The sequence below is a fragment of the Psychrobacter sp. NZS113 genome, from assembly GCF_015864825.1.
Lineage (GTDB): Bacteria > Pseudomonadota > Gammaproteobacteria > Pseudomonadales > Moraxellaceae > Psychrobacter.
The window spans coordinates 40,701-63,062 of sequence record NZ_JADYWL010000003.1; the positions used below are offsets into that span (position 1 = coordinate 40,701).

A 22,362-nucleotide genomic window follows, 5' to 3' on the forward strand; every position below is an offset into this window, starting at 1 on the left:
ACTGGGTGTCGACCACTGCATGTCAATTTGACTTTCTGTAAACAGGTGATACCGCTCATGGAAAAACTCGTAGCGATCATTATGGCAATTTTCGCCGCCCCTCTACTTATCGGTGGCGCTTATTTGCTCTCTTTAGGCGGTAGTCCTTACTATCTCTTTGCTGGCGTTATCATGCTAACGACAGCATTTTTATTGTTCAAAAAACATTGGAGTGCTTACGGGCTATATGCTCTCTTTATAGTCGTGACCATTGTCTGGGCACTTTGGGAATCTGGCTTTTACTGGTGGGCACTAGCACCTCGAGTTGGTTTCCCGCTCATATTTGGTTTGCTCATGCTATTGCCATGGGTATCGAATAAGATGCGTGGGCATAAGACTCCCGTATCGACGAGCACTACTAGCACTTCAACAAACACGACCACAGAGACGAACAAGAAAAGCCCACTTTATTATTGGGGACTACTTGCTAGTGTCGGCGTAGGCGCGTTGCTCTCTTTTGGTAGTTTGGCAAACAACGCCACTGATAAATTGGGCGAGCTTGATTTGAGCGCCGCAGATGATGGCGAGCAAAACGCAACATCAACCGATACTGCTGCAAATCTTGGTGATCCTCTATCAAACGGCCAGAAAACGCCAGATGGTGAATGGAGCGCGTATGGTCGTACTGACTATGGGCAACGCTACTCGCCTCTAACTCAGATCAACACTGATAATGTCAAAGATTTAGAGCTGGCTTGGCAAATCCAAACAGGTGATGTCAAAGGTCCTGACGATGTCGGCGAGACCACTTATCAAGCAACGCCGTTAAAAATTGGCAATGCGCTGTACCTATGTACGCCTCACAATTGGGTAATGGCACTAGATGCTGACTCTGGTGAGTCACTATGGACGTTTGATCCAAAAGTAGAGAAAAACCTACAACGCCAGCATCAAACTTGCCGTGGTGTGTCTTATTATGCTGGTCAATCGGGCTCTGATACGACGCCTGTCCTTGCTAATGACGAAACAAGCAATAACAGCGCCATTACTAATGAAGCGGCGGCCACCAGCAATGTGATGGTTGAAAAAATCACTGGTAATACTTTTGAAAACGCCTCTAAACAATGCGATGCCAAGATATTTATTCCAACCTCTGATGCTAAATTATATGCACTTGATCCAAACACTGGACAACGCTGCCAAGATTTTGGTGATGATGGTGCACTAGATTTGATGCATAACATGCCATTTAATCAAGCAGGGTATTATTATTCGACGTCACCACCAGTAATCGCCGGTGATACCATCATCGTAGCTGGTGCTGTCAACGATAACTATGATGTCAACTCACCTTCTGGTGTGATCCGTGCTTATAATGTCAATACTGGTGAGCTGCTTTGGAACTGGGACTCAGGCGATCCTGAAAACACAGCGCCTTTCGATGTCAATGACCCAACCCAAACTTATAAGACCAGCTCACCAAACTCATGGTCAATCGCCACTGCCGATGAAGAGCTTGGATTGGCATACTTCCCAATGGGCAATCGTACGCCTGATCAGCTCGGCAGTTATCGAAATGCCGCTGAAGAAAAATATGCAACATCTGTGGTCGCGTTAGATCTCAAAACAGGTGAAGTACGCTGGGTTCAGCAGTTTGTCCATCATGATCTTTGGGATATGGACACCCCTGCTCAGCCAACACTGCTTGACTTAGATACCGCTGATGGTGTCCAGCCTGCGTTGGTCGTACCGACCAAACAAGGTGACGTCTATGTCTTGAACCGTGCAACTGGCGAGCCAATTGTACCGATTAAAGAACGTGATGCGCCGCAAGGGTATCTAGTAGCAGGAGAGCATGCAGCACCGACTCAGCCTTACTCTGGCTTGAGCTTTGAGCCTGAACCATTGACTGAAAAGGACATGTGGGGTGCCAGTCTCATTGATCAAATGATGTGCCGTATTGAGTTCAATCAGCTCAATTATGATGGTCGCTATACACCACCATCAACCAATGGTAGTTTGATCTATCCTGGTAACTTCGGCACCTTTAACTGGGGCGGCATCGCGGTCGATCCTGAGAATGGTGTGATGTTTGGTATGCCGACATACTTGGCATTTACCTCAAAACTCATTCCTAGAGACACATTGGGTGATGCAGAAACCAACAAAGGTGAGCAAGGGGTCAATGGGAACGAAGGCGCAGATTATGCGGTTGAGCTTGGGCCTTTCTTATCGCCGCTAGGTGTTCCTTGTCAGCAGCCACCATGGGGCACGATAGCAGGTGCAAATCTGGCCACAGGTGATATCGCCTATCAGCGTAAAAACGGTACCGTACAAGACTTGTCTCCTATTCCTATCAAACTGGAATTGGGTGTCCCTGGTATCGGTGGTCCTATCATTACTAAGGGCGGCGTAGCCTTCTTATCAGCAGCGACGGAAAACAACTTCCGAGCTTATGATCTGAAAAATGGTGATGTGCTATGGAATGTTCGTATTCCAGCAGGCGGTCAAGCCACACCAATGACTTATTTGAACTCGAAAGGTGAGCAAATGGTACTATTGGTTGCTGGTGGACATGGTTCAGTTGGTACAACCATTGGTGATTATGTCTTGGCTTATAAACTTGGTGACAAATCAAAGTAAAGCCAAGTAACGTCATAGCTTAACAATAAAGCGGCAATGATTCGATTCATTGCCGCTTTATTACTATGAAATGCCTTTAAATCATAGCTTTTATCAGTATTAAAGTAATCCGCTTATGCTATCAAACCCCTTCAACTTGACTGTCATGGACTCCACTGCCAATGACTGTAAAATCGAGGTGATATACATCGGCATCGGCTAGGTGTATCTTTTTAGTTGTACCCGCTAAAGCTTTGTCCAACTGCTCTGCCTTTACCAAGTCTAGTGTACGCCACGGTGTACTGTTTGAGCGGTTCAAGATTATTTGAGTAATATATTATCTAGACCAGAATAGTTACTATATTAAGTTATAATTATAAATCCTAACTTCTTCTATGATGGAGTCGGGATCTTCTTCAAGCTCTAAGCCCCCAGCTACGAAATATATCCCTTCAATGAACTGTCCTGCACCATCCGCTAAATAATGCACATCTTCCGTATCATCCAAAACTAGAGGGTGCTTTATATCACCGATACGGCTACCAATTTTGATACCACCCTCAAATATTTCGCCTTGATAACCAGTACCAGCAATAATAATGCATAAAGTTCTTTGCTTATTAAATACAAATTCCAGCTTAGGATCCGAAAAATATATTCTATATCCATTTTTATTCTGTATCTCGTACAGTAATACACCTGTATTTTCTAAAGCTAAATAAACAGTCCAAGGAACTTTATTTCCATCTACACTCTGATCGACATAAGGCAAAAAGCTTTCCAGTTTTTCACCTAGTGTGAACCCTGCTAAGGATTTGCCAATCTCTGCTTTAGCATGTATATCCAAATGAGCCATTTCTTTAATTAACCTTATATTGACTAATAAGCTTTGCAAGCCTGAAAATAGTATTAAATCGTGATTGGTGCGATATATAGGAGTCGAACTGTTGACCGTATAACCAGAGATAAGAGCCGACCAATCCAGCGTTCAATCTGCCTATCGTTTAGCCCAAACTCAAATAACCTATAGTCGTATTAAAAATACCTAAATCATAAAATCCAAACCAACTCTATTAACAATAAATGCTCGGTGACACCAGCTGAACAGCGCTATAATAAAAAATCAGTGCACCCAAGGAAGGTGAGCGCAATGTGTGGCTCTCATTCAATCGGCAACTAAGATGTAGACGTATCACCACACAAACGTTTGATAAGAGAATAGGATATGTTAATGCTTCGATTAAAATGCGGATACATAACACTCAAAAGTGCTTTGAGCGGATTACTATTGCCAGCACTAATAATGATTACGATGCCTAACACTCAAGCAGCTACGCCTATAAAAACGCCTTCTATCAGTAAAGCTATTATTACAAAACCTATCAAACCAATTACGGACGTCATCACTTATGCCGAGCGTGATTGGCGCTCAGATGATGGAAAGTTTTTATTAACGATATATTCCGGGGTGTGGAATCCGCATGGCACTTTATTCTATCTAAACAAGGATGACGGTGTTTCAGTCGAAGGGTTTCAAAAAGGATTAAATATTACCTTAAAATCATATGATCCAGAGGTGGGTTTAGAAGCGCCACCAGAATATGCTATCGATGGCACTCTAAATTTACGCAGCAATACTTTGGTCGGAACCGTCACCCACTATCCTGAGGGCAAAGCGACAATCAAAAAAACCACCTTTACGCCAGCGATTCCTATTAAAACCTATCCACAGTTTTCTTTTAAATATTATGGCGTTGACAATGACCTTTGGTATCGCTCTACTATTACCCGAGTAGATGTCATTGATAAAGACACTAAAAAACTGGTGCAGCAGCTATCGGGGTTTGAGGCATCTGCGTACAGTACCAGATACGTAGACATGAACTACGACGGCTATTTCGATCTGGTATTGAACGCCGCAGAAGGTGACCACAGTGAGAAATATATTTACTGGCTTTATGATCCACACAGCAAAAAGTTCGTGCGTAATAAAACGTTAGAGGCAGTTTTAGGCTATGCAACACGTTATCCGCACAAGCAACTGGCACGCTTTGACGACGACACCTTACAACGTGTAGAGGGTAAATGGAAAAGAGTGCCTTGCTGCTAGGGCATGTCCTCAATTCAAGCGAACATTATCTTAGAGTTCTTTGACTCTATACACGACTAAAGGTGCCTGTTAAATTTTTAATTGCCTACAGTAAACATACCCAATGATGTAAACCTGTCTAACAAAACAGTTGTTACTGATTGCAGCGCGTTTGCACCCCACTCCCACAAGCTTTATTGAGCCATATATCGGCTTGAGATTTATCCTGCTGTACCCCTCTGCCATAGTTGTACATCATACCGATGACATATGCTGCCATGGCATCACCTTGCTCAGCCGCTTTCAGATACCAGTTGAACGCTTGCTTATAATCTTGATCTACACCATAGCCATTCTCGAACATCCATGCCAGATTATATTCGGCTTCAGTTAATCCTTGAGCTGCTGACTTCTGATACCACATGACTGCTTTGGCATAGTCCTTAGTCATGCCACTGCCGTTCTCATACATGACCGCAAGATTATTTTGAGCATCAGCATGTCCTTGCTTAGCTGCTTTTTGATACCAATTAAATGCTTGGTTATCGCTTTGAGCAACCCCTTCGCCATGACTGTACATGACGCCAAGGCTATACTGTGCTTCATCATAGCCTTGCTCAGCTGACTTCTGCCACCACTCCCTAGCCTTGGTATAATCTTGTTTAACATCTTTACCAAAATAGTGCATAGCGCCCAGAACATATTGAGCCTTTGCTTGTCCCTGATTGGCCGCTTTGGTGAGCCATTCGACCACTCTATTAGAGTCCTGCTCCACACCATTGCCTTCGTGATAGAGAACACCAAGCTCAAATTGAGCATCCGCATTACCTTGCTCCGCCATAGCTTGAGTCGTTGCAAGGTCTGCATTAGCAGCTGATAACGTTAAACCAAATGACAAGCTCAGAATTAACACGTTATAAATAACAGAAGTTTTAAATTTAGACCTCATTACTACTCTCCCTACGAAAAGCAAATATCTCATTAAATAGCATAGACAATTCGCAGACATTTCGTACTTTTTTTGACTATGCAGGATTTTATTTATAAGCTAGGCTAGTGCAATTAGGGTCTGTTGAACATTCAAATGTGGTGCTGGCAGTCACTATTTTTTAGGCAATATGCAGTGAAATTTTTGACGCCTAGTCATTCTAGGTTAAATAATTTCGCCATATATTGGCAGAAAATAGTACTGCCCTGAAAGGCTGATGCTAAAATCACCCCAAACGTTGTTGCAATCCTAGTTAAGGTCTCGACATTATCGTCAGCTTGCGCCTAGTTTGGTGCAATTTTAGCAATCAGCAGCCCTAATATTTGAATGTTCAACAGACCCTAACAGCAACATCGACTTCTTGATTATATAATCAATCCTCTATAAAACAGTAACAGCATTAATAATTAGGAAAAATATTATGGCAAAATTAGAATCAAACATTGAATTAGAAGCCGCAGCATTTCGTCGCTTATTGGCTCATTTAGATGAACGTAAAGATGTACAAAATATTGAACTGATGAACCTTGCCGACTTTTGTCGTAACTGTCTATCCAAATGGTATAAAGCTGCCGGTGAAGAGCGTGGTATTGAAATCGAATACGAGGATGCGCGCGAGCTTGTGTATGGCATGCCTTACTCTGAGTGGAAGGAGAAGTATCAACAAAAAGCCACACCAGAGCAGTTAGCACGTTTTAACGAGATTGAAGCTGCTAAGAACAAAGCAGATTAAAGCTGACAGTGATGGCTCAAATAAAATAAGCCATCACTAGGGCGTGTCATCAATTAGCACATTAATACATTTAGTGGCTTTCTATAGATTTGAGTATGCTACTAAACCCTATGGTTCCTCGTTTCTGCATTTGACGGTCAAATAGGCGACCGACTAATGGCAATGGTACAGTCAATCGACCCTCAGATACCCAAGTCACGTATGTGGTGCCATCACCCAAGTCTTTTAAATCAATGACGCCTTTATCATGTCGCATTTTTATAGGTTTAGATTTTTCGATTTGGTATTGCATGTGAGTAGGACGCTCAAACGCCGTAATTCGCTCCCAAAACTTAACAGGTCCCGTTTGAATACTACGTAAAGCCCCAACGCCATTGCGCTCCTCGTCACCTTCATTCACCAACTTAGCAACCCCCACCGCTTTAAATGAGCCATAACTGGCGTGGTCACTCAGTGCCTCAAATACCTCATCAATCGGTTTCTTGACAATGCGTTCTACTTTTATTTTAAACATAATATTATCCTGTTAAGGTCAAAGTTAAAATTATTTAGCTTACTGACATTTAAAAAATGAATAAAGCAGTCGCACGTTAAAAACTTATGATCGCGAAACTACTACCGCTTAGACCCTCTACCTTTCGAAGGACGCCTACCATTGGTAGCAGGTTTTCCATTGCCTCCAGACTTACCATTACCCCCTGACGGCTTACCACGACCAGCAGGACGTCCATCTCTACCTTTAGAACCTGCTGGCTTTTTAGCATCATCCTTAGCATATTTGTTACGCCCCTTTGCTGCACCTGCCGATTTTGAAGACGATTTTGACTTTGATGAAGCATCGGTACGAGGTTTTTTTCGTGGCGCATTACTAGATTTCTTAGATGACTTACTGTCTTGCGAAGAAGAGTCTTCTACAGATTTGAGTAATACAGACAACTCTTTTGGCGTTAAGTCTCGCCAGTCTCCAACGGGCGTACCCTTGAGACTTACATTCATAATCCGTGTACGCTCAAGCTTCACGACTTCATAGCCAAAATGCTCACACATACGGCGAATTTGACGGTTTAGACCTTGAACTAGCGTGATGTTAAACACATTAGGCGCTACTTTAGTCACTGGGCATTTTTTCGTCATCTTGCCGAGCATCGGCACACCGCCCGCCAAACCTTCAATAACACTATCGGTTAACGGCTTATTGACCGTGACCAGATACTCTTTTTCATGGTTATTACCAGCACGTAGCACCTTGTTGACCAGATCGCCATTATTGGTCAAAAATATTAACCCTTGGGAGTCTTTATCCAAACGTCCAATCGGGAAAATACGTAAACTATGTCTCACAAAATCGACAATGTTATTTTTCTCAGAGCTTTCTGTGGTGCTCACAATACCTACCGGCTTATTCAAGACGATAAACACAAAATCATCGGGCTCTCGTGGCTCAATCAACTGCCCATTGACCTTTACCGCATCTCCAGCAACCACTTGGTCGCCTACTTGAGCACGCTTGCCATTAATATACACATTACCTTGTTCAATAAAGCGATCAGCATCTCGCCTGGAGCAGATACCGCTTTCGCTGATGTATTTATTCAAACGAGTCGAGGAAGCGTTAAACATAGAGCACCGTTTTACCTGAGGAAAAGCTTTTTTGCTCAAAAAGCCTAAATTGAATGGATTATCAATAACGAAATAGCTCTCATTATATAGGAAATTCAGTGTCCCTTTGAGGAGAGATGAGCGAAGAGTTAGAAATATATCCAGAGTTGTGTCAACCAGAATGGCGTCAAAATCACTTCTTTATCATATCAAAGGTTTAAAAAATAGATAAGCATTGGAAAATCTACGACAGATTAAGCTTGTCTCGGCAGTTTTTTGAAACTAACTCACTTTGACCTATGCTATTCATTCCGTGATGCGTTTTTCTAACTCGGCTCATCACTTATCTGCACTTGAGAATCAAGTAATGATAATAGAATAAAAAAAGCAGAGCACCATTTGATGCTCTGCTTTTTTAGATTGAACGGTATTTACAGAATGCTGCTTCTAAATTGTAAATAGGCCGCTGTGATTGCCGCTGCATCCTCTATCTGCGGATAGTGACCCAACATAGGCATATTGGTTACATTAGCATCGGGTATCAACTGACGATAACGATCAATCATATGCTGTCCTGAGATGGGATCTTTGGCACCAGCAATCAATTTCACAGGTACAGTACTGTTGATAATGGCACCTACCCATCGCTCGCGGTACTGCTGGCGTTGGGGAATATAGTTAATCAACTTATGCATCACTGCCAATCCGTTATTGTGATTTAACAACTGCCATAGCGTGTCTATTACCTCTGACGTAGGCTGCGTGTCAGGGCCAAATATCTGCTGTAGACTGCCTGCAAATTTCTGTTTATTAATTAACTTCGATACCAGAGGGCCTAATGGCGATAGCAATAGCTTCTGTACCAAGATAGGTTTGTGCGTCTCAGGGAATAGACCACCGTTTAAGAAGCATACGCTAGCAATGTATCGCTCAGTACTACCATCAACTTGTCTGGCTAGCAACTCTTGAGCCACCGTATCACCATAGTCATGCGCTAATATATGATAATCACTAACGCCCAGCTTTTCTAAAACCGCTTGATAAATATCGGCCTGCTCACTGATTAGATAGCGCGCGTTTTTGGGTTTGTCTGACAAACCAAACCCCAGCATATCAAGGGTGATGACATAATAATGCTCGGTTAGCGCCTCCCACATGCCCTCCCAGTCCCAACTGGCACTAGGGTAACCATGAATCAATAGCAATACAGGCGCACTTTTATCCCCTGCATACCGAGTAAAGATTTGGTGCCCATGAACGGATTCATACTGCCCCTGCCGTTGCCACTCATCCAAAGTTATCATTAGAGACTTACTCCTCAAATGATGGATCAGTGCGGCGCAGTTTTCTTAGTAACGCAGGCCATGCGATATCGCCATTCGCACCTCGGGTCACTTGCTCTGATGCAGCTTGGATACCTGCCAATATTTGAGCTGGTATCGGCGTCAAAGCACCGCCGCCGCTCTGCGCTTTGATCTGAATCTCACAAGCTCTTTGCATGATATACATGTACAAAAACGCATTGGCGACCGTATCGGCACAAGTAAGCAGACCATGATTGCGTAAAATCATGAAATGAGCATCGCCTAAGTCGGCAACCAAGCGTACTTTTTCTTCAGGGTTTAATGCGACGCCTTCATAATCGTGATATGCCAAGTTGGATAGCGGAAATAATGATTGTTGCGAGATGGGCAGTAGGCCTTTTTCTTGCGCTGAAACGGCAACGCCATCATTTGTGTGCAGATGAATGACGCAGTGCGCGTCTTCGCGAGCTTCGTGCACAGCACTATGAATGATAAATCCAGCTGGATTTACGTCGAACTCTGATGGTGCTACTTTCTCGCCTGATTTATTGACCTTGACCAGACTGGATGCTGTAATCTCTTCGAATAACATTCCGTATGGATTGATTAAAAACTCATCCTCAGTGCCTGGCACGCGGGCAGAGATATGAGTGAATACCAGATCGTCCCAGCCATAAGAGGCAATCATTCGATAACAGGCAGCAAGATTTACTCGCATCTGCCACTCTTGTTCGCTCATATTATGGTGTACACTCGATGATGAATCCATTGATGTAGTGGTTTGCATAGCTGTTTGCATGGTGTATTCCTTTACTGTTTTAGATATCCCGAATGATTACCTTACACCATTTTATAAAACCAAATCTGTCAAAAACATTACACTTATGAATATTAATCATTATTTAAATAACGACCTATGGTTTAGTCAACTACCAGCCATTGTGCAGCCGCTACTGGCAGGCGATGCGGTGCTAAAGGTATACCAAAAAGGTCAAATGATTCATGCCATCGGTGATGGTGATGATGCCGCTCTACACTTTGTTGTGTCGGGTACGATTAGAGTGTGTAATGTGAGCGCTAGTGGGCATGCCATGACACTGGCGCATCTATCTAGTGGCGAGTGGTTTGGTGAGATATCTATCATAGATGACAATCCTCGCACCCATGATGCGTGGACGATTAACAAAGTGACTCTAATCTCCATCCCTAGAAACCTAGTCATTCAGACAGCGCAATCGTATCCGATTTTATACAAGCACCTCGCACTTATAACTTGCCAACGAATTCGCCGAGCATTTGATTGGATTGACGATGCTACTTCACTCAACACCTCAGCGCGACTGGCTAGCATGCTTATTGGGCTCATCGATATTTATGGTAAGCAGATGGGAGATGATATCAAAATAGATCTGCGCTTATCGCAAGAAGAGCTTGGTTTTATGCTAGGCACTACGAGACAAACCATCAATAAAATCATCCAATCGTGGCAAAAACAGAGCCTTATCGATATGCATTATGGCTTTATCACTATAAAGGACAAAACTCAGTTGATGGCGATGATGAATCCTGCATAACTGGTCTTATCATTTGTTTTACTCGCTGCTATTAGACAATGCTATTTTTCAAACAGGCAATATGTTTATCTGGCAACAGATTATGAGACAGCTGTAAAAGTTGGCATGCGTTATGGCAAATCTGTTGTATTAAATATTGATAGTCAAAAAATGCAAGAAGATGGGTGCAAGTTTTATCAAGCAGAAAATAATATTTGGCTTACTTTAGCAGTGCCACCCGCTTATATAAACGTCTATAAATAGTACAGACTCTTTAGATTACATCAACTAAAACCCTGATGAGCTTATCATATGCCCTCACTATAAAGGCGTATTGAACGTTCAATAATAGCCCTAATAGCAGCTATCGGTGAATGCTCAACACGCCTTAGACACAGCTCATATAGAATGTGCAATGTGCAATGTGCAATGTGCCGCGACAGCCTAGTTTATAGGCTTACCTTTCATACTACTCGGCATCATCTAATAACTTGTTCAATGCCTCGACCATCGCATCATCTATGATGTTGTCTTCTACATAGTTAACTATCCCATCTATAGTCGACAGATCCATTTCACGAATGCCTAAGCTGGCTAGCTGCTCATTGATAGATTCTAAGCTTTCATTATCTTCAGCGTCATCCAATAGATGCTCTTCGAATCTACCTCTAACGAACCAATACATTTTTTCTAACAAGCTTTCTTTTTTTGTTAACGTAGAATAGCCATCACCATAAATAAACAAATTGAAATGATAAGGTATCTCTACATCATTGATGAAAAAATCACGTTTACATTCTAATGTGTAAGCTTGGATATCTTCTTCGACACCTTCTTCATTTTTATTGTCTTCATCATATTCAATCGCTTCTTCTATCAATCCGCCTAGTATTTGATATTCGCCTACTTTGATTTTGTGGTTGTAAATGATACTGGATTCCGCGATGGCCTCAAAAATGATAGCACTGACGTCTAACGTATTATTATCAATGTCATAAAATCTTTTTAGTGCTGGCAAAAACTCAGTCAGCTGCTCTTCAGGCACTTGAATGAGAAACTGCTGCTCGTATATCTTAATCATGTCTTCAGGAGCATAGGCATTAGCACTATTAGTCTCATTCCTGCCGATAGGCTGCAAGGGTAAAAAGTTAAACGGATTATCACTGGTCATTCAGAACTGCCTTTTTTATTTGGATTAACGTTGTTAAATGTGTGCTATTACTCATTTGTAATAGCCTTTTAGCGCACTACTACTTTCAATGTCGCAGTGCCTTAAAATCTATGGGCGTATTGTCTCTTATTCAGACAATTTTAGATATATATGCTGCTCAAAATAGAGATGATTTTAGTATGCTAAAAGTCTACTTTACCTCGCAGCGCCTTGGTTTTACCTCGCTGGGTTTTCTTATCCATACGTTTACGCTTGGCGTTTCTGCTAGGTCTAGTAGGCTTTCGGTTTTTGCTGATAGAAGTGGCTTGTATGATAAATTGTTGAAGGCGTTCAATAGCATCTGCCTTATTTCTTTCTTGAGTGCGAAATTGCTGCGCTTTCAACACAAACACGCCTTCTTTGCTAATGCGATTATCGTTACTGGCCAATAGACGCTCTTTTTGCGTAGCGCTAAGACTTGAGGCATTAATGTCAAAACGCAGATGAATGGCAGAAGAGACTTTATTGACGTTTTGCCCGCCAGCACCTTGCGCACGTATGGCGCTAATCTCTACTTCGTGGTCATTGAACCGGATAGTGTTACTAATGAAAATCATGATTTGCTTTTATATAAATAATCCATAATGTCTGCTCATGATAAATCATCATCGACAAAGCAGCTACTTTATAGTCAATCCTCTACAAAAGAGTGACAGCGTTAGCCTCGCTTGAAGTATCACATATATCTGCACTCGGTTGCCTTGACTCTCTTTTAAACTGAATCAATTATACAATACTGATAGCGACCGCAAGTATGAACGAGTGACATTTCAAAGTTCCCTAGCGTTAAATATGGCTTAGATTTTTGAGAGCATACCTACTTCAAGTCTAACAAGACCCGGTAAATAAGACAGGACTCTACAGTCAAATAGATTGCTAGGTTTTTAAAAAGTAGTTACAATCGGTTAATAATCCCGCCATATTTACGACAAGGAAGTCGATATGCCTCATCATACACCTCATGCTGTTATTAAACGCCCTACTCTAAAAACCCTTACTCAGAGCATACTAGCCATTACACTATGTACGGCCGGACTCGCTCATGCTAATGACTATAGTAGCGTGACATTTTTTGGTGACAGCTTAACGGATGGTGGTTATTTTAGCCCTCTTACCCAAGGTATCTTTGGACTAGGAGAATCAGGTCAGTTCACAACCAACCCTGACAATACATGGGCCACCTCATTCGCTGAACAACTGGGTACAACTGCTGTTGCCAATACTTATGATGGCAGCCAAACAGGGAATAACTATGCCATTGGCGGCGCAAGAGCGGGCGAAGATGTTACTGCTTTTGGTATTCCTGTGGCCTCGGCCAACACCCAAGTCAACAACTACATTGCCAGTAATCAGGTTGACCCTAATGGACTGTATGTGGTCTGGGCAGGTGCAAATGACTTACTTGCCGCGGCAGAAGATTCTGACAATGCTGCGACCATCATTACATCAGCAGTAAACAGTCAAGTCGAAACCATAGCAACGCTACAAAGCAATGGTGCAAACTATATTTTAGTACCGAATATTCCTGATGTTGGCCTCACACCTAGAGCCATAGAACAAGGGGCTGCAGCACAAGCGCAAAGCACTTACATTACCAACCTTTATAACCAATCCATGTATATTGGTGCTGAGACGACTGGCGCAAATATCATACCGCTTGATACCTTTAGCTTATTGCAAGAGGTCGCAGACAATCCTACCGCCTACGGCTTTACCAATATCACAACACCTGCTTGTACTACAGACAGCTCGCTCACCTGTGGATCAAGCGACTTAGTCGCCACAGATGCTAATGAAACCTACTTTTTTGCCGATGGCATCCATCCGACAGGCAGTGCCCACCAACTGATTGCTGACTACGCCAATGCAGTTGTCACAGCACCTAGCCTAATCGGTGTCCTACCACATATTGCGACTACCACAGGACTAGCGACCAATGATCGTTTACAATCACACGTTAATCAAATTCAAAGCAGCGAGCAAAAGCCTGACCGCACGTTATGGGCTGTAGGAGAATTTGAAAATCAAGACATCGCAGGATTTGATAGTGACAACAATACACAAGTACTGTTCGGCGTAGACTTTGCTCACCCCAACTCAGCAAATGCAGTCACTGGCTTATATGGCAATATTACCCAAAAAGAATTTGATGACTCAGGTGTTTCTACTGGTTTAAGCAATATTGAGCTGGATGAAGTAGGGTTTGGTGTCTACCATAGCAATACGCTAGACAATTTTGGTGGCATACAAATCAACGGTGCCATTGGCTTTGGTAATATGGATGTCGATGTCACGCGCGCCGTCACACTGGGCAGCAATAAGCAAGAATTTAAATCCAATGCTGATGGTAAACGTTTTTACGCCAACGTGCAGGCAGGCTACCCAATGCAAGTCAGCAGCGTGGCTATCACTCCGTATGTTGGTGCAACCGCTAGCCGTGTAAAAATTAGTGAACTTGAAGAACAAGAAAACTCTGGAATTGCCATGCAATTCGATGAGCAAAAATATACAACCACTTATGGCAAGCTTGGGGTTAAAGCCAATCATAATGTCATGGAAAATCTAAACGTGTTCGGTGATATTTATTACCAAAAACAACTGAGTGACAATCGTGACGCCGTCACCGCACGGTTAAACACGTTGTCTAATATTAGCTTTAGCACACCAATGATAGAAACTGATGATGACAGCCTCGGCATGACTCTTGGATTATCTAAAAACTTTGGTCAGCTAAATGCTAATGCTGGGGTGACCCATTCACAAGGTGAGGATGATAAATCAACCAGTTTATTCGTCGGCCTTAGCGGTGCATTTTAAATAAGTCTGTCATTAGGGATTGAAATGTAAATTCTAGGGTGTAAAACTACTGCATTGAAAATCTTATAAAACCGTCTGACGCAAAAAGCGTTTGACGGTTTTTCTTTGTGTGTCTGAGACTATTTTCAATAGCTTTAGATTTCTTTGACTATATATAATTTTCTTTGCACTGGTTATAGATTTAAAATATAGACCCAAAAAAGTCCCTATTCATTTGAATAGGGACTTTTTTGTTTTACAACACCTAATACTTTCTAATCGTTGAATCACTAATACTATAGAAGTCTTTATATTCAAACATTGCTAGATTTTGGCAATCCATACGCTATGTTCTCAATTACCTCATTATTCTGCTCAGCAATCAATCGGTAGCCTTTTATCACACCATCATAAGGCAAACCACTCACATACTGCTGATAATGATCATAGATAGCGTCTTTTACGATCGAGGTGCGTTTTACTTTATTCATTTCAGCAAAATCATTGGGTAGACGTATATGAGCCAAACGTGATACTCCGCAACGAACCATCCAATTGGCATTCACAAACTCAAAATCTATCTCTGCTCGTAAACTATATTTCCATAGAGACTTTGGAGGATTGACTAAGTCGTGTTTGATTTGAGCAATATCATCTGCAAAGGGTTCATAAGGTATATCGAGCACTGAAAATAGCGTCGCTAAAAATTCATCAGCGGTGAAATATTTATCAATATAGCTGCCATCAAGCCCAAGGAACTTGCTCGACAATACATGACGCAGGCGCTCACACGCAGGAATGGTATGCTTTTGCGGATAACCCATCTTTTTGATAATAGCTTGCGAACGCAGCTCAAGCGTGTCTATTTGATTGATCACGTATTGCGCTAAAAGATGATGTGGATGATAACGACGAATATATTTAGATTGGTTAGCAACGTGGCTCATGAGATTAAACACCTTAGACTCCTGTAACTCCGACAAAAAAGTATGATATAAGCCAATATGGGCAAATAAAATCAGGCACAAATGAGGATGTCGGAGTACAGGCTCATGCGCTTTACCAGAGTTCTTTTATATCGTGCTGGAAGTTGCAAGGTTTGCGCACCACTGCTATTACAAAAATAGTCGGTGATGACAAAACTGTTAAACCCACGATAGACAACGCAATAATGATAGCATATTAAATGATAAAAAATAAATACCGATGTGTGTGCCTGTTTGTGAATAATTGTTTTTCACTTTAAACACTCAGCTTTCGGTATTTCTATAAGTCGCCTGTTTATATGCTAGTACGAAGCTAAGTATTAGTATGGAAACGCTAGTGTTAAAGCATTAAGCATATCACCTATGTCTTAACGATTTACATCAACGACTATGCGACCACGAATTTTGCCATCCAACAACTCACTTGCTGTCGGAATGACTTCGCTTAGACCAATCTCTCTTGTGATAGCATCCAACTGTGTCATATCCAGACTCGTACTCAAGCGTTTCCATGCCTCTATACGCTCATCATAAGGTCGCGTCACGCTATTGATACCAAGCAAACTCACACCGCGCAAAATAAATGGCGCAACAGTAGCAGGGAAATCCATGCCTTGAGCCAATCCACAAGTAGCGACTAAACCATCTTCACATATACTGGCACAAACATTGGCAAGCGTATGACTGCCAACAGAATCAATTGCAGCGGCCCATCTCTCTTTACCAAGTGCGCGGCCCGGACTACTCAGTTCGGCACGATCAATGATAGTCGTTGCACCAAGGCTTTTTAAGTACTCCGACTCCTCTAGACGTCCCGTAGAGGCTGTGACAGAGTAACCTTGGTTTGCCAAAAGTGCGATGGCAAAGCTACCCACGCCGCCATTAGCACCAGTCACCAACACTTCACCACGCTCTGGTGTCAGTCCATGACGCTCCAATGCGATTAGACAAAGCATCGCTGTGTATCCTGCTGTGCCAATTGCCATCGCCTGACGTTCAGTCATCGATTCAGGGAGCGGGATAAGCCAGTCACCATTCAATCTGGCTTTCTGTGACAGACCGCCCCAATACTTCTCACCCACACTCCAACCATTCAACAATACTTTGTCACCAGCTGTATAGCGAGGATGGTTGCTCACTTCGACGGTACCCGCTAAATCTATACCTGGAACCATTGGAAATTGACGTACCACAGGACTACGACCAGTGATGGCTAGTCCGTCCTTGTAATTGAGCGTGCTAAATGCCACACGAACCGTGACATCACCCTCAGGCAACTGCGTGTCCTGTATCTCAGTCAGACTAGACTGATAAACATCATCATTTTTTTCAATTAATATTGCTTTAAACATAGTAGCTCCTATTTAGACCAATCGTCTATAAATGAGTAAAAAATAATTTAGACCGGTCGTCTAAAAATATAGATAAAAAAATTACTTCTGTATCCCTGCTGCAAATCCTCGGAAAAAGGTATCTAATGGACTGACGTCTTGTACCAACTTGGCACGCAAAACCGCACCTTCCCAACCAATCCAAAAGAAAGCAGCAAGCTCATCACAATCACTATTAGAAGGTATTTGTCCTTGTTGTACCGCAAGACGCAAGCAAACCGCTAAACGCTCCTGCCAATCAAGCAATATGTTGTCTAACTCACAACGAAAACTCTCAGGCAACACGACAATCTCTTGGCCTAAGTTACCTACCAAGCAGCCACGTCGAAATTCGTGCTTGATCATTCCCGATTTAGCATCCTCAACGAAGTCACTGATGCGCCTCATAGGAGATACTTGATCATTCAAAAGACAATAATCTAGCTTGCGAGCAAAATATAATGCATATTGCTGCAACACTTCCTGTCCAAATGCTTCTTTGTTTTTGAAATAATTGTAGAAGGAACCTTTAGGTACATTGATACGTTTGAGTATGGCATCGATACCAGTAGTCGCAAAACCTTGCTCTGTTAGCATTTCCATCCCAGATCTCAAAAGAGCTTCACGGGTATCCGTAAACTCTCGTTCAATATTAGGTGGACGCCCTCGACGGGCTTTTGGCTTAATCATTGTCATGCATAGATATTATGACCGATCGTCTTTAATGTCAATAAATTATTTTTAGCGGTTTATTTGTCCATTAGCCGCTCTAATTTTTTTGACTGTCCTTGCTGTCAGATCAGTCCTCACCATGATATGTTGGCTCATCCATCCAAACGATGGGATCTTCGCACAAATGAGTTAAGTGATACCAGATATCACTGCTACGGGCGATACAATGATGGCCTCCTTCGAAATAATCGACTTCCCAGCTGTCAGGTAGATTCACTAAGGTTCGTCTAGCGACTGCCACATCAAGACTTTCATCATCTACTTCTACCATAACCCGCACCATCTCAGTGTTAGATGTGGGGAACGACAGCTTCATATCAGCCACTACTGGAATACGATCGGCTAAGACCTCAATAGGATAGATACAGGGCGCAATCAATAATACCCGCAAGTTATATTTATGAGCAAAATGATTGGCAAACCAGCCGCCAAGCGAATGCCCTGCCAATACCACTCGTGGATAATGTTTCATTTTCTCGCGAATCAATACATCATAAATCTCAAATATTTCTGCAAAATTCTCTCGATAATTTACCGTTTGACAGCATTTTGGCTCACGCATGATACAGGTATATTTACAGGTCTCATTGCTTGAATCAAGGCCGTGAAAAAATAGTAAAAATGTGTCGTTATTTTCGATAGGAAACATCATAAGGTTCTCCTTTTTTAATTATTGTTTAGTTTTACTCTACTGGCTTATTTGTGATTTAGAGTGTGCTTTGATTGGCAACCTGCGCTTGGTACAAGCTTAAAATCTCCCCACAAGCTTGCACTGAGATATTTTTCGCAAAACCTTTACCAAACCAAAAATCATAAACCGATTGAACGATGGTTCTCACCGCTTCTGCATCTTTTGGCACCTGTTCTTTTAGTTTCATCGCAATGTCTTGTGCCTGTATATCCGACTCGCTATAGGGCGCACTCCAACCCACAGCATAACGATAGAGCACATCATTAATGGCCAATACGAATATGGCATTTGAGACACCAAATGAACCAATAAAGCTCTCTAACAGCTCACAGCGTTCTTTATATACACTGGCCTCAATTGGCATATCAGCTCGCTCAAATAAACAATCAGCACTAACCATGTGTGAGGGCTTGCTAAAATCCTCCCACAACAATGGATAGGATCCCTTAATACCACCCTTCTCTACCACATTAAAACGCCAAATCGCATACTGAGTATTTGGCCCCTTATAAGGCACATGCATGAACCACTGCATTAGCGCATCACTGTCATACATAATATCAACACTGCCAATACGCACGCCCTGCTTGGGAAGTATGTCCGTGTATAAACTATCGATGTCACCACTATAAAGCTTCACATTATTCAAATTTTCATCACTGCCATCGCCCAACGTGGCCTTTGCTTCCTCTATGCTTCGATACGGTTTGAATGGCGCTACCCATCTAAGCGTCTCCTCGGTATTATTAACGAAGTAAACATCATCTTCATAACTGTCTATAGCAACCGTTTCGAGATAAAACAATGGCATTTTTCGCACTCGATCTTTCTCATCACTCGCTAGCGCCGTTGTCCCAGAAAGTTTTGAGCCACTTGACCATTGAAAATCATCCATACGTTTTTGCTCAAATTGATACGTTAACTTGGTCATTGTCATCTCCTTATTGTTTTAATTTTGGTTTGCTTGTCGCATTATTTTTCTTGTTTACTACATTCTGAATACCAATTTTAAGCCAGCCGAGTTTGTTCGCCATTTTGTTTAAATGACGTCATTACCTACAAAGTTAAGAGAGTGAATAGGCTTGGTAAAGTAGCAATTTTTATGTATTTATATTTTTTAGTCACAGCTTTTCATTGTCGCATTGCCAATTTTTTTGCAACGCCAACGAGCTTTTTTCTGCTAGGTTTTTTGTTTATTAATAAATATGGTTTTTGGGTTTGTGCAGGCGAAGAAGCATAGAATTTAACGAAAATAACATAACTAAAATATTGTGTTAAAGACAACTCAGTTAAGAAGTGAAGCGTTGCGCCCCGAGGATTAACTGTTTGCCCTGTTATTTTTGCCTGACTCAATAACTATAGTATAAACCTATCTAAAAATAAAGGGTTTTGCTATCGTTTGCGACAACTGATATCGCCTGGCTTCGCTTAATAGTTACTCACCATGCTCCGAGCTTATGCGTGTCTACCGTGAGAGCCGCTAAGCAAAATCAGCGAGAATATAAAGGTACTCCTGCTGACCATCATCATTGTTAAACGACACTCGATAGCCATTGATAATCCCATCAAATGGGATATTCCCTGTCATAGTCGTATAATGCGCTCTAATCAACTGGTCAATCACTTGTCGCTGTTGGCATCTATCCAGTAGGCGCACCTTATCGTCCAATCCTATTCTCGTAAACTTAGAAACCGCCATCATACTCATAAATGAAGGGTAGAAATCATCACTAAAAATTACATCCGCATAGACGATTGGCATAGTAACACTGAGCACCTTGTGAGCGTATCGCTCCAATTGTTGTACGTGTGCCAAATACTCACTTTTATCAATATCCAACACTTCGCACAAAGCATGAATAAACTCAGCAGATGAGTATTTAAAATCATAACTGGTTTTGGTCAGGCCTAATTCTGTCGACAATAAGACATGCTCTAGACGCTTTATAGCTTTAGTTTGGGTTTTAACCATCTTCTGATAGCTCATAGACTGGAAAATTTGAGCGTATGATAAGTTTTTTTGCTCAATGCGCTGTAGGATTAAAGCCTGCAATGTGTTTGTATATTGACTAGAATGAGTCATGAGAGGTGTCCTTATACTCTGGCTAATTTAACTGTACTTATAAAGGTAAAAGCGCAGTTACTTTGCTGAAAGTTGCAGAGTAATAAGGTGTTGTGCGTTTTACCAGTGGTTGTTTTTCATCGTGCTGGAAGTAGCGTTAAACCCACGATGTGCTTATATAGTAGCAAGGGTGATACTGTCTGTATAGATGGATGTTGATATAATACGACAGCTGATGTCGCTTATAGCTATTTTCTCTACTTTAGCAGAAGTCTATGCCATAAGCGGTTAGTCCTTAAACTGATGCTTTAGCCCAGCACAAACCGTAAAAAATCACAGTGATTAGCTAAAAAAATAATGTGACTAGATAGCTCATAGTTAAGCGTTTAGATACTATATAATATCGCTCAGAAATGGGGTCTTAGTCTCAAGAAATTATCAGACGGTTATCCAATGCTAGGCAATTAGCAAATAATATGAGAAGTCTAGTAATATCAATGGATCCCCACAGTTTGTTTTTATATTTTACTTAATTTTCAATACTAATAATTGTAGGTGGTTATCTTGAATAGTGTGGTGTTTTCGTTTTTTTCCGGTGCTGGGTTTTTAGATTTGGGTTTTGAAAAGGCTGGTTTTGAAGTTGTTTTTGTTAACGAAATCGACAAGTCTTTCATATCTGCTTATAAGCATAGCCGTAATATTATGGAAATTCCACAGCCCAGATACGGCTATCATGTAGAGTCTATTGATGAGTTCTTACATGATAATGGTGAGCATTTACTGAAAGAAAGTGTGAATAAAGAGAAAAAGACAGGCAAGCTAGTTGGCTTTATTGGCGGGCCTCCATGCCCTGATTTTTCAGTAGGCGGTAAAAATAAAGGAAAAGACGGTGAAAACGGTAAACTATCAAAATCGTATATAGATTGTATAAAAAAATTCCAACCGGATTGGTTCGTTTTTGAAAACGTAAAAGGCTTATGGCGTACTAAAAAACATAGAGAGTTTTATGACGGCTTAAAAACAGAACTCTTAGCTGAAGGTTATGTCTTACAAGATAGGCTCATTAACTCTCTAGAGTACGGCGTAGCACAAGATAGAGATCGAATAATCCTTTTTGGCTGTAAGGCTGATCTTGTTAAAAACAAAAGCGCTTTTCCATGGGAAAGCCATATGAAATATTCTAAAGAAGATATATCAAGTTACGATTGGCCTGATAGAAATCCATTCGAAAACCAACCTACTATACCGGCAGGAGTTCCAAAAGAACTAACAGTACAACATTGGTTTGATAAGAATGATGTACCAAATCATCCAAATGCAGAAGCACATTTTACTCCTAGAGCTGGCCTAGCTAAATTCTTAGTTATAGACGAAGGTGATACTTCAAAAAAATCTTACAAACGCTTGCACAGATTCAGATACTCACCAACAGCAGCGTACGGAAATAACGAAGTTCATTTACATCCTTTTAAAGCAAGAAGGCTATCAGCAGCAGAAGCTTTATCAATTCAATCTTTACCCAAAGAGTTTGAACTACCCCAAACTATGACTCTTAGCGCTATGTTTAAGACTATAGGTAATGGTGTACCCTTCTTATTTTCATATGGTATCGCCTCAACTATAAAAGATTATTTGGATGAATAAATCA

At 41.7% G+C, this 22,362-nt stretch carries 21 protein-coding genes; 7 read left to right on the top strand and 14 right to left on the bottom strand.

Annotated features, from left to right (window positions below; genetic code table 11):
- Nucleotides 1–57 precede the first annotated feature (57 nt).
- Entirely contained in the window at nucleotides 58–2,622 is a 2,565-nt protein-coding gene (locus I6E61_RS05170) for a membrane-bound PQQ-dependent dehydrogenase, glucose/quinate/shikimate family (RefSeq protein WP_197130921.1), read from the top strand.
- A gap of 337 nt (nucleotides 2,623–2,959) precedes the next feature.
- On the opposite strand, the gene I6E61_RS05175 is transcribed toward I6E61_RS05170, so the two are convergent.
- Nucleotides 2,960–3,457 (bottom strand): hypothetical protein, encoded by a 498-nt coding sequence (locus I6E61_RS05175; RefSeq protein WP_197130923.1) that lies wholly within the window; start codon nucleotides 3,455–3,457, stop codon nucleotides 2,960–2,962.
- 456 nt (nucleotides 3,458–3,913) lie between these two features.
- Here I6E61_RS05175 and I6E61_RS05180 point away from each other — a divergent pair, with 456 nt between their 5' ends.
- Nucleotides 3,914–4,711: a hypothetical protein gene (locus I6E61_RS05180; protein ID WP_197130925.1), complete on the top strand. Its 798-nt coding sequence runs from the start codon at nucleotides 3,914–3,916 to the stop codon at nucleotides 4,709–4,711.
- Between the two features lie 133 nt (nucleotides 4,712–4,844).
- On the opposite strand, the gene I6E61_RS05185 is transcribed toward I6E61_RS05180, so the two are convergent.
- On the bottom strand, nucleotides 4,845–5,639 hold the full coding sequence (locus tag I6E61_RS05185; RefSeq protein ID WP_197130927.1) for a tetratricopeptide repeat protein: 795 nt from the start codon (nucleotides 5,637–5,639) through the stop codon (nucleotides 4,845–4,847).
- 460 nt (nucleotides 5,640–6,099) lie between these two features.
- Here I6E61_RS05185 and I6E61_RS05190 point away from each other — a divergent pair, with 460 nt between their 5' ends.
- The gene (locus tag I6E61_RS05190; RefSeq protein WP_110922810.1) at nucleotides 6,100–6,411 is read left to right on the top strand and encodes a DUF1244 domain-containing protein; all 312 of its coding nucleotides are present in this window, start codon (nucleotides 6,100–6,102) and stop codon (nucleotides 6,409–6,411) included.
- A gap of 70 nt (nucleotides 6,412–6,481) precedes the next feature.
- On the opposite strand, the gene I6E61_RS05195 is transcribed toward I6E61_RS05190, so the two are convergent.
- The 4 genes from I6E61_RS05195 to I6E61_RS05210 all read right to left on the bottom strand — a co-directional run bounded on the left by I6E61_RS05195 (nucleotide 6,482) and on the right by I6E61_RS05210 (nucleotide 10,113).
- Complete coding sequence (locus I6E61_RS05195; protein ID WP_197130928.1) at nucleotides 6,482–6,925, bottom strand: SRPBCC family protein; 444 nt, start codon at nucleotides 6,923–6,925, stop codon at nucleotides 6,482–6,484.
- Nucleotides 6,926–7,026: 101 nt separating this feature from the next.
- Nucleotides 7,027–8,031, bottom strand: coding sequence for a 23S rRNA pseudouridine(2604) synthase RluF (gene rluF, locus I6E61_RS05200; protein WP_197130931.1), 1,005 nt, complete (start codon nucleotides 8,029–8,031; stop codon nucleotides 7,027–7,029).
- 410 nt (nucleotides 8,032–8,441) lie between these two features.
- Nucleotides 8,442–9,314 carry an alpha/beta fold hydrolase gene (locus I6E61_RS05205; RefSeq protein ID WP_197130934.1) on the bottom strand — a complete coding sequence of 291 codons (873 nt, stop codon included), beginning with the start codon at nucleotides 9,312–9,314 and terminating at the stop codon, nucleotides 8,442–8,444.
- Nucleotides 9,315–9,321: 7 nt separating this feature from the next.
- On the bottom strand, nucleotides 9,322–10,113 hold the full coding sequence (locus tag I6E61_RS05210) for a class II aldolase/adducin family protein (protein ID WP_227685692.1): 792 nt from the start codon (nucleotides 10,111–10,113) through the stop codon (nucleotides 9,322–9,324).
- Nucleotides 10,114–10,198: 85 nt separating this feature from the next.
- Between I6E61_RS05210 and I6E61_RS05215 the strand changes: the two genes are divergently transcribed.
- Together I6E61_RS05215 and I6E61_RS14390 are read left to right on the top strand one after the other, a co-directional pair.
- Nucleotides 10,199–10,888, top strand: a complete 690-nt coding sequence (locus tag I6E61_RS05215) for a Crp/Fnr family transcriptional regulator (protein WP_197130936.1) — start codon at nucleotides 10,199–10,201, stop codon at nucleotides 10,886–10,888.
- 30 nt (nucleotides 10,889–10,918) lie between these two features.
- A complete protein-coding gene (locus I6E61_RS14390) occupies nucleotides 10,919–11,131 on the top strand; it encodes an RNA 2'-phosphotransferase (protein WP_369074422.1) in 213 nt (70 codons plus the stop codon).
- Between the two features lie 205 nt (nucleotides 11,132–11,336).
- On the opposite strand, the gene I6E61_RS05225 is transcribed toward I6E61_RS14390, so the two are convergent.
- Nucleotides 11,337–12,038 (bottom strand): hypothetical protein, encoded by a 702-nt coding sequence (locus I6E61_RS05225; RefSeq protein ID WP_197130939.1) that lies wholly within the window; start codon nucleotides 12,036–12,038, stop codon nucleotides 11,337–11,339.
- 182 nt (nucleotides 12,039–12,220) lie between these two features.
- A complete protein-coding gene (gene arfB, locus I6E61_RS05230) occupies nucleotides 12,221–12,634 on the bottom strand; it encodes an alternative ribosome rescue aminoacyl-tRNA hydrolase ArfB (RefSeq protein ID WP_197130942.1) in 414 nt (137 codons plus the stop codon).
- Nucleotides 12,635–13,019: 385 nt separating this feature from the next.
- Here arfB and I6E61_RS05235 point away from each other — a divergent pair, with 385 nt between their 5' ends.
- Nucleotides 13,020–14,894 (top strand): autotransporter domain-containing protein, encoded by a 1,875-nt coding sequence (locus tag I6E61_RS05235; protein WP_197130961.1) that lies wholly within the window; start codon nucleotides 13,020–13,022, stop codon nucleotides 14,892–14,894.
- 293 nt (nucleotides 14,895–15,187) lie between these two features.
- Here I6E61_RS05235 and I6E61_RS05240 read toward each other — a convergent pair whose 3' ends face one another.
- The 6 genes from I6E61_RS05240 to I6E61_RS05265 form a co-directional block, all read right to left on the bottom strand.
- Nucleotides 15,188–15,820, bottom strand: coding sequence for a hypothetical protein (locus I6E61_RS05240; protein ID WP_197130964.1), 633 nt, complete (start codon nucleotides 15,818–15,820; stop codon nucleotides 15,188–15,190).
- 407 nt (nucleotides 15,821–16,227) lie between these two features.
- Nucleotides 16,228–17,211: an MDR family oxidoreductase gene (locus I6E61_RS05245; protein ID WP_197130967.1), complete on the bottom strand. Its 984-nt coding sequence runs from the start codon at nucleotides 17,209–17,211 to the stop codon at nucleotides 16,228–16,230.
- An 81-nt stretch (nucleotides 17,212–17,292) separates the two neighbouring features.
- On the bottom strand, nucleotides 17,293–17,919 hold the full coding sequence (locus I6E61_RS05250) for a TetR/AcrR family transcriptional regulator (RefSeq protein WP_265091283.1): 627 nt from the start codon (nucleotides 17,917–17,919) through the stop codon (nucleotides 17,293–17,295).
- Between the two features lie 109 nt (nucleotides 17,920–18,028).
- Entirely contained in the window at nucleotides 18,029–18,613 is a 585-nt protein-coding gene (locus tag I6E61_RS05255) for an alpha/beta hydrolase (protein ID WP_197130973.1), read from the bottom strand.
- A 55-nt stretch (nucleotides 18,614–18,668) separates the two neighbouring features.
- On the bottom strand, nucleotides 18,669–19,583 hold the full coding sequence (locus tag I6E61_RS05260; RefSeq protein WP_197130976.1) for a hypothetical protein: 915 nt from the start codon (nucleotides 19,581–19,583) through the stop codon (nucleotides 18,669–18,671).
- A 549-nt stretch (nucleotides 19,584–20,132) separates the two neighbouring features.
- Nucleotides 20,133–20,735, bottom strand: coding sequence for a hypothetical protein (locus I6E61_RS05265; protein ID WP_197130978.1), 603 nt, complete (start codon nucleotides 20,733–20,735; stop codon nucleotides 20,133–20,135).
- A 552-nt stretch (nucleotides 20,736–21,287) separates the two neighbouring features.
- On the opposite strand from I6E61_RS05265, the gene I6E61_RS05270 reads away from it, so the two are divergent.
- Complete coding sequence (locus tag I6E61_RS05270; RefSeq protein ID WP_320158573.1) at nucleotides 21,288–22,358, top strand: DNA cytosine methyltransferase; 1,071 nt, start codon at nucleotides 21,288–21,290, stop codon at nucleotides 22,356–22,358.
- Nucleotides 22,359–22,362 lie beyond the last annotated feature (4 nt).